Source organism: Chroococcidiopsis sp., from assembly GCF_051657925.1.
Lineage (GTDB): Bacteria > Cyanobacteriota > Cyanobacteriia > Cyanobacteriales > Chroococcidiopsidaceae > Chroococcidiopsis.
Window position 1 is genome coordinate 1 of the sequence record NZ_JBOFLP010000290.1, and the last position, 7,324, is coordinate 7,324.

10 protein-coding genes and 1 tRNA gene are annotated in these 7,324 nt (G+C 44.3%); 5 read left to right on the forward strand and 6 right to left on the reverse strand.

Annotated features, from left to right (window positions below):
* Positions 1-818 (forward strand): oxygen-dependent coproporphyrinogen oxidase (hemF, locus tag ACRC32_RS23695; protein WP_438556281.1); only part of this gene is annotated, 818 nt, incomplete at its 5' end.
* Between the two features lie 70 nt (positions 819-888).
* Complete coding sequence (locus ACRC32_RS23700) at positions 889-1,152, forward strand: hypothetical protein (RefSeq protein ID WP_438556282.1); 264 nt, start codon at positions 889-891, stop codon at positions 1,150-1,152.
* Positions 1,153-1,452: 300 nt separating this feature from the next.
* Here ACRC32_RS23700 and ACRC32_RS23705 read toward each other — a convergent pair whose 3' ends face one another.
* Positions 1,453-2,034, reverse strand: coding sequence for a chromophore lyase CpcT/CpeT (locus tag ACRC32_RS23705; RefSeq protein ID WP_438556283.1), 582 nt, complete (start codon positions 2,032-2,034; stop codon positions 1,453-1,455).
* Between the two features lie 125 nt (positions 2,035-2,159).
* Complete coding sequence (locus ACRC32_RS23710) at positions 2,160-2,657, reverse strand: GNAT family N-acetyltransferase (RefSeq protein ID WP_438556284.1); 498 nt, start codon at positions 2,655-2,657, stop codon at positions 2,160-2,162.
* Between the two features lie 226 nt (positions 2,658-2,883).
* Here ACRC32_RS23710 and psb29 point away from each other — a divergent pair, with 226 nt between their 5' ends.
* A complete protein-coding gene (psb29, locus tag ACRC32_RS23715) occupies positions 2,884-3,636 on the forward strand; it encodes a photosystem II biogenesis protein Psp29 (protein ID WP_438556285.1) in 753 nt (250 codons plus the stop codon).
* 74 nt (positions 3,637-3,710) lie between these two features.
* On the opposite strand, the gene ACRC32_RS23720 is transcribed toward psb29, so the two are convergent.
* The 3 genes from ACRC32_RS23720 to ACRC32_RS23730 form a co-directional block, all read right to left on the reverse strand.
* Entirely contained in the window at positions 3,711-4,076 is a 366-nt protein-coding gene (locus ACRC32_RS23720; protein WP_438556286.1) for a phage holin family protein, read from the reverse strand.
* Between the two features lie 169 nt (positions 4,077-4,245).
* Positions 4,246-4,770, reverse strand: a complete 525-nt coding sequence (locus tag ACRC32_RS23725; protein ID WP_317105975.1) for an ExbD/TolR family protein — start codon at positions 4,768-4,770, stop codon at positions 4,246-4,248.
* Positions 4,771-4,850: 80 nt separating this feature from the next.
* Entirely contained in the window at positions 4,851-5,690 is an 840-nt protein-coding gene (locus tag ACRC32_RS23730) for a MotA/TolQ/ExbB proton channel family protein (RefSeq protein WP_438556287.1), read from the reverse strand.
* Between the two features lie 240 nt (positions 5,691-5,930).
* Here ACRC32_RS23730 and ACRC32_RS23735 point away from each other — a divergent pair, with 240 nt between their 5' ends.
* Entirely contained in the window at positions 5,931-6,227 is a 297-nt protein-coding gene (locus tag ACRC32_RS23735; protein ID WP_317105977.1) for a YkvA family protein, read from the forward strand.
* 476 nt (positions 6,228-6,703) lie between these two features.
* Here ACRC32_RS23735 and ACRC32_RS23740 read toward each other — a convergent pair.
* Positions 6,704-6,776, reverse strand: a tRNA-His gene (locus ACRC32_RS23740).
* Positions 6,777-6,894: 118 nt separating this feature from the next.
* Here ACRC32_RS23740 and ACRC32_RS23745 point away from each other — a divergent pair.
* On the forward strand, positions 6,895-7,275 hold the full coding sequence (locus tag ACRC32_RS23745) for a DUF4359 domain-containing protein (RefSeq protein ID WP_438556288.1): 381 nt from the start codon (positions 6,895-6,897) through the stop codon (positions 7,273-7,275).
* Positions 7,276-7,324 lie beyond the last annotated feature (49 nt).

The following is a 7,324-nucleotide window of genomic DNA, read 5'->3' on the forward strand; positions in this document are numbered from 1 at the left end:
TAGAACAAGGAGGAGTCAATTTCTCCGAGGTATGGGGTTCTCATTTACCGCCGTCGATTTTAACCCAACGCCCAGAGGCAGCAGGACATAAATTTTATGCCACGGGTACTTCAATGGTGTTACATCCCCGTAACCCTTACATACCAACAGTTCACCTGAATTACCGCTATTTTGAGGCTGGTCCCGTTTGGTGGTTTGGTGGCGGAATCGACTTAACCCCCTATTACCCATTTGCTGAAGACGCAGCCCATTTCCACAAAACACTGAAGCAAGCTTGCGATAACCATCATCCAGAATACTACCCAGTCTTTAAGCGCTGGTGTGACGAGTATTTCTATTTGAAACACCGTCAAGAGACTCGCGGTGTCGGCGGAATCTTTTTTGATTACCAAGATGGTAGGGAAGGACAGTTATATCGCGGACCCCATTCTGATAGTCCGGCGGCTGTTTATAGCAACCAACTGGGTAATCAACCCTCTCGTAGCTGGGAAGCAATCTTTGCTTTCGTGTGCGACTGCGGCGAGGCGTTTTTACCATCCTACTTACCCATTATCGATCGCCGTAAGAATATAGAATATGGCGATCGCGAACGCAATTTCCAACTCTATCGTCGCGGACGTTACGTAGAATTTAACTTAGTCTACGACCGAGGCACGATCTTCGGGCTACAGACAAACGGACGCACGGAATCAATTTTGATGTCTCTCCCTCCCTTGGTGCGCTGGGAATACGGTTACACGCCGGAACCCAACACTCCCGAAGCCGAGTTGTACGAAACATTCCTCAAACCCCAAGATTGGGCAAATTGGCAACCTTAAGCAAGTATGGGTTGTAGAGACGTGACATGTAACATTTCTACAACTCATCAGAATTTTTGAGCAGAAAGCTATGTCTGATTCAGTACAATACATCACGAATCAAGAGGGCGAACAAGTCGGCGTACTATTGGATATGGAGACGTATCGCAAACTAGTTTCTCGTCCATCCGATGCAGAAATTTTATCAGGACTAAGTGTAGATGAATTACGAGCCTTAGTAGATAGTCTGCTAGCTCCTACTGCTCAAACTCAACTAAACGAGTTACTGGCTCGAAATGCTGAAAATCAACTTTGTACAGAGGCAATAGCTGTTCTAGATCGTTTGTTGACGTAGATTGACCAACTTAAGATCCTCAAAACCAGAGCTAAATACACTCTAAATTTACATTCCTAGTCAGACATAGCGTGAGTGTATATATTTCTGTTGAATTACAGCAACAAATTCGTAACCGTTTTAGAAATTGCTGTGCTTATGGAACGAGGAGGCAACAGAAATTGTTGGACTCACACCCATAGGTAGAGCAACAGTTATGACTTTAAAGATGAACCGTCCTCAGTTGATTCGTATTTGTAGGATGTGGGTAAAACTGGGAGAACACCCGCCAAGACTTGTTTGACAGAACACTCTAAAAATTTACTTTTTGCGGAAACGATATGCACCCATAATCGCGCCCCACTTAGCCGCACCTGTATTTGTATCTATGCCTTTGTCGTAACTCAAAAACTCTTCAGCTGTGGCTTCAAAACCGAGATTGACTTGTTGGGTATTGCCTTGATAGGTGAAACAGCACTTGACATCGGGAGGGATTGCGGCTTTGAAGTGGTAGCCATTGGAACCTAGTTGTTGCCAAATTACAGTTAATAAACAACCTGGCAATAACTCAAAATCGTCAGGAGTAAATTGTTGCAATCTCGCAGAATTTGCCCCAGCACCGCGCACGGCGGCGATATCTTTAGGTATGTAGTATTGTACTTCGATTTTTCCATCCTCACGCACCTGCATTCGCATCAACCGAGGACGATAGGGTTTATCTAAATACAAAGCATTGGCTTGTTCGGCAAATAGGGTAATACTATCTTCTTGAAATAGGGGGACGGGTTTTTGCCACAGCCGTAAGTGGACGTACCAAGCAGGATCGGCGATCGCCTGGTCTTTATTCTCAAATTCACCCGTCATATAATCGGCGAGGGCAATTAGTTCAGATGATAGAGTCATAAGAAATTCAAAAGTTAAAAGTTTGTAGGGGCAGGTTGAGCGAGAAGCCGTGTCAAAGTCTGAAGTTCATTGGACAAAACCTGCTCCTACCAGCATCCATAGGGGTATTCGCCCACACAACATATTCAAATTTTTTCAGAAAGTTGCTGAAAGTATTCCTGCTCCAAAATCGACATAACAACTTGAGAGGCATACTTATCTTGCTGCTTCACGACTTCTCTTAGCAATCCTTCCTCGCGAAAACCTACCGATTGATATACGTGTCTAGCGCGGTGGTTATCCTCAAATACATCTAACCAGAACCGATGAGCTTTGTATTCCTTAAAAACCCAATCTAACAGCAAACGTAGTGCCTGCTTACCATAGCCTTGCCCTGGTTTTGCCATAACGATGCGTACTAAACAAATATTGCCATGAGGTGATGTAAGACCAGATAAAATTGCATACCCGATCGCAGCTTCAGTTTCATCATTTAGGAAGATGAAATATTGACAATCTTCTGAGTCTATGTAGTGCTGGTGTTGTTCTCGGCTAGAGGAAAAAATAAAGTTTTGAAATTCCGATCTAGCTTCCTGAGCCAGAAAAAAATCAATATCTTCAGGACGTGCAGTTCGCGATCGCATTATCAGTTATCAGCTATCAGTTATCAGCGATGGGTAACCATATTTCTAACTTCTCCCTTGTCTTCTTTTTTCTCATACCCGATATTTTCCCGACTCCCGACTCCCGACTCCCGACTCCCGACTCCCGATTTTTATTGTAAATCGTTGAGACCGATCGGCTTTGGCTTGGCAAAAGTCACGTTAAAGCGAGACAATAATTTAATAAGTCTTCCCGCTATGTTTAATTGTGAATAACCTGCGTACTGTCTCCGATACCAAGCGAAATTTCTACAATCAACACACCCGCCCGATTAACACGATCTATCGGCGGGTGGTAGAAGAACTAATGGTAGAAATGCATTTACTCTCAGTCAATGCTGATTTTCGCTATGACCCCATCTACGCTCTAGGTGTCGTTACGGCATTTGAGCGGTTTATGCAGGGCTACCAGCCAGAACGGGATAAAGAACCGATCTTTGAGGCGCTGTGTCAGTCTATCGAAGATAATCCCCAGAGATATCGCCAAGATGCCGATCGCTTGCGTCAATTATTGCAAAACGTATCGGCGCAACAACTGTTCGACTGGATCGACGGTAAAGCTTCCCTGCAAGGTGCAGAGGATTTGCAAGCACAAATGCAGGCGATCGCCCATAACTCAAAGTTCAAATACAGTCGCCTATTCGCGATTGGTGTCTTTACCCTGTTAGAACTAGCAGATGCGGAACTTATCAAAGACGAGAAGCAGCGAGTGGAAGCGCTCAAGCAAGTAGCAACCGCTTTGCACGTACCAGAAGATAAGCTGAACAAAGATTTAGAGCTATACCGCTCTAACCTCGACAAAATCGAGCAAGCGCTGATTACAATGGCAGATATCCTCTCAGCCGATCGCCGAAAGCGCCAACAACGCCTGCAAGAAAAAGAAGCTGGTGTTACTACCAGCAACGGTGATAGCGGTTCTGCTTCCGGCTCGTCCCAGGATAAAACTCCGTCTGGTTCCTAGTCATGTAGTACAAACGTCTGTAGGGGCGCACATCCGCGCGCCCCTACCAATCAAATATGCAAACAAGGTCAATTCTAGTAAGCTGGAGTTACAAAGGCATAAATCAGATGGCTGACAACGGAAAGCGCCAGCGCCCCCAGTAGAACGCTCCAAATTCCTGCTCGGAGGCGAAAACCTTGGACTACAGAAGCTGCAATACCAAGGGCGATCGCAGAAATAGCAAAGGTGACAAATCCCGATAATAAACCGAATGTGAGCAAATTAGGGATAAAAAATAGCGCTCTTAAAATTGGATTAACAACAGCAGCAACTATCCCTAGTACAGCTGCCGAAAGATATGCTTTAGCAGGACTGTCTACTTCCACACCAACCGGGAGTTTGCTGACAATCAACAGGCTGGAAGCACTTACTAACCAAGCAATTAATAAGTCGATTAACATACCTACAACTCCTTGAGTTTTAGATTGAGAATAACTCGCTTATAGGAGTAGGCTAGCGAATCGAACTACTAGAATTCATCTATAAATTGACAGAAAACAAGCTGAATCCTACTGCTCTTCTATCTCCTTCTTTGTCATGTTGGGAAATTGTATTTGTACTGCTTGGAGTTCATGGCGACTGGGGTGCAATCGGCGCAGTAGAATTCAGGCGCGGATCGGCGTTAGGATTAATCGGAGCCAAGGGTGTAAGATCTGGCGATGACAGATTAGAACCAGATGGTAAATCGGGAGAGCCAGGAGTCGTAGCTAAAGCAACGCGATCGCCTCCAATTTGCCGCATGATATCTAATAGCTGAATCACATCGTTGTAGCTCGACGACCGCGAAGCATTTAAAATAATTGTCCCGAGGGGATTAGCTTGAGTGTAAGCTTTGAGCGTTTGTGTCAGCTTATCTATTTGTACTGGCTCTTTCTCGACATAAAGTTGTCCGTCTTTGAGAGTTACAATCAACCGCGATTGGAACATCGGCGCTGTACCAGTACTCGCCTTGGGTAACTGAATTTCAATCGCCTGCTGGCGCGTAAATTGCAGTGCTGCTAAGAGGAAGAACGTCAAAATGCAAAAAATGACATCAATCAGAGGAATAATTTGAACTTGAACTTCTTCAATTGGTGAATGAAGGTTAATTTTCATAACATGACTAGCTTTAACAGCAGAAAATTACGACACGAATTACTCTTGCTTTTGACTTTTGACTTTTGACTTTTGACTTCCTAGACTTCTGGTGCAGCAGAATCTTCTCGCTGACTGGGAGATTGAGGCGGAACGCTGTAACCAGGATTTATGTTTGTTTGCGGATTTATTGGTGGTTCGGGATTAACAGCCCTTCTATTGCCTAAGTCGAAGCTAAAACGCCGATCGGAACCGCGTTCAGGGATAACTTCTGGTGTTGTCATCGCAGAAGCAGGAGGAGCGGTCGGAGAATCTTGCAGGTTAACCCAATACTGACGGTATAGTAATTCTAATTCGCTACCTGCACGGCGAAATACTTTAATTTGGTTTACAGCAAATCCTTGAAATAGGCGATAAAAAACCAAACTGACGATCGCCACAATCAATCCTGTTGCCGTACTGATCAAAGATTCACCAATACCTGTGGTCACCCCAGCAGAAGAAGCCGAACTGATCTGTCCTAAAGTAATCGAACCCAACGATTGAATCAGTCCCAGTACTGTTCCTAACAATCCTAGCAGGGGCGAAAGCGCGATCGCTGCTTCTAAAATCTTCTCCCCTTGACGCATAGAGGCAATTTCATCTTCTGCGGTTGACTCTAGTGCCAGCCGAAACACTTCCGGATCGGGTGTAGACAAACGTAACGGTGCGTATAAGAACCTACCCGCAGGTTGATAGGAAAATTTTCTGGCTAATTCTGTAGCACTTTGCCAGTTTTGTTGAGCCGCATCTAGAACGCGCTCGACAATTTCCCGTTCTTGAGAAAAAATCTTAAACCAAAACCCCAGCCGCTCGACGATCACGCTCAAAGCTAAAATAGACAGTGCTAGCAGAGGCCACATGGCGGGTCCGCCTTTGCGGAAAATATCTATAACATCCACTGTTGTTCCATTCCTCCTTTGATTCTTTCGGCACAGCATACCACTGGATTGGATTGCTGCCCACTGATAAGCAATTTAATTTTAAGCGTCTTAACTGTTCATCTCGTGTTTTGTCACCCATCGCGAGAGCGAAAAGATTGCGATCGCTTTATCGTATCTTCCCAACTTTTTAGCGACGGTTTTTCCCACCTCTATAAGCTAAGTTATTTGTCAAGATAAAAGAGAGCTGGAGGTACATAAATGAACTTTTCAATCCAATCTGTTTACGGCTGGTATCGTAACACTCTCCGCAATCCTAAATACCGTTGGTGGATAATTCTCGGTACGGCATTGTATTTCGTCATGCCATTTGACATTGCTCCCGACTTCTTGCCGATTGTTGGACAATTGGATGATGTCTTTTTATTGACGCTATTGGTATCAGAAGTTTCCCAAATGGCGATCGAAGGCTACAAAACCCGTAAAGGTAAAAGCACGGCTAACGCCACCGACACCACTGGTAGTACAGTCGATGTAGATGCGGTATCTGTAAAGTAACAGTAACAAAAATTTAATATAATCTAACCAATTGTCCTTCCTCTGTCGTATCTGACGGCTCTTTGGGGAAGGATATATTTTTGCTTGAGTGAAAAAAATATTAAATTTGCGATCGCCAAAGCCGAACATTAGCTTGATACCATAAAAAGAAAAACTTTCTATAAAGCTTTCTATGCAGGAGTTTTGGCACAATTTTTTTGGTTCGAGTTCATTTATCCCCCACGGACATTGTTATCTTTGGCAACCAGGGTTAGTTTGGCTGCACATCTTATCTGATGCGTGTATCGCATTTGTCTATTAATCAATTCCATGCGGGAGAATGCGATCGGCAAGCTTTCAAAAGCATATTGCTCAGCCCATCGAACCAGAGCAATTGATAGAAGCTGTTACCCTTGTACTCCAGGGAGTAAATTCTATGAACAGAGTATAGTTATGCACGATCGCGATCGATGCTTTCAATCAAAATTTGCAATCAGGGCGAACGATGGGACTCGAACCCACGAGTGGAGGAACCACAATCCTCTGCCTTAACCACTTGGCTACGCTCGCCATTGTACATACCAGTATACTATCTTAGCAGCTATTTCTCAATATAGATCGGTACTGGAACCGAGCTAACCTACATTCAGTCCAGCAACAGAGTCATAAGTAACATAAGATATGCAGCATGAAGCGATCGACAAGTATTAGTTATATAGGATTAGCAGTTCTTGGCGGGCTGGGAGTGGTAATGGCATTGACTAATCCCGGTCGCTCTGCCTACGAGATTTATGCTGGCGAACGGTTAGGAACTTACATCAAGGATGAAGTTTGCCCGCAAGCGGCGAACATCTTCGGTCTGGCTTTGCAGCAAAATTGTAGTGACTTAGTTGATTCTAGTTCTCCTGTCATCCAACGTATTGTAGCTAATAACACCAAGCGCCAAAACTTTCTTTTATTTAGCATCTATACTACCGATCTTGCCGTTGGTGGCGTAATTCCGTCATATCGGTTTCAAACGGTCGGTGCAATGCAAAACTTTTTTACCTACTCTGCCCAGAAGCAGTAGTTAATCAAAAGTCAAAAGTCGTAGGGGCGAGTTTTGACCGAAAAATTAC

Bases quoted from the DNA above. Each gene is read 5' to 3' on its own strand.
- ACRC32_RS23705 (WP_438556283.1), bottom strand. From the start codon at position 2,034: ATGACTCTATCATCTGAACTAATTGCCCTCGCCGATTATATGACGGGT.
- ACRC32_RS23735 (WP_317105977.1), top strand. From the start codon at position 5,931: ATGAACTTTTCAATCCAATCTGTTTACGGCTGGTATCGTAACACTCTC.
- ACRC32_RS23710 (WP_438556284.1), bottom strand. From the start codon at position 2,657: ATGCGATCGCGAACTGCACGTCCTGAAGATATTGATTTTTTTCTGGCT.
- ACRC32_RS23720 (WP_438556286.1), bottom strand. From the start codon at position 4,076: ATGTTAATCGACTTATTAATTGCTTGGTTAGTAAGTGCTTCCAGCCTG.
- ACRC32_RS23745 (WP_438556288.1), top strand. From the start codon at position 6,895: ATGAAGCGATCGACAAGTATTAGTTATATAGGATTAGCAGTTCTTGGC.
- ACRC32_RS23700 (WP_438556282.1), top strand. From the start codon at position 889: ATGTCTGATTCAGTACAATACATCACGAATCAAGAGGGCGAACAAGTC.
- ACRC32_RS23725 (WP_317105975.1), bottom strand. From the start codon at position 4,770: ATGAAAATTAACCTTCATTCACCAATTGAAGAAGTTCAAGTTCAAATT.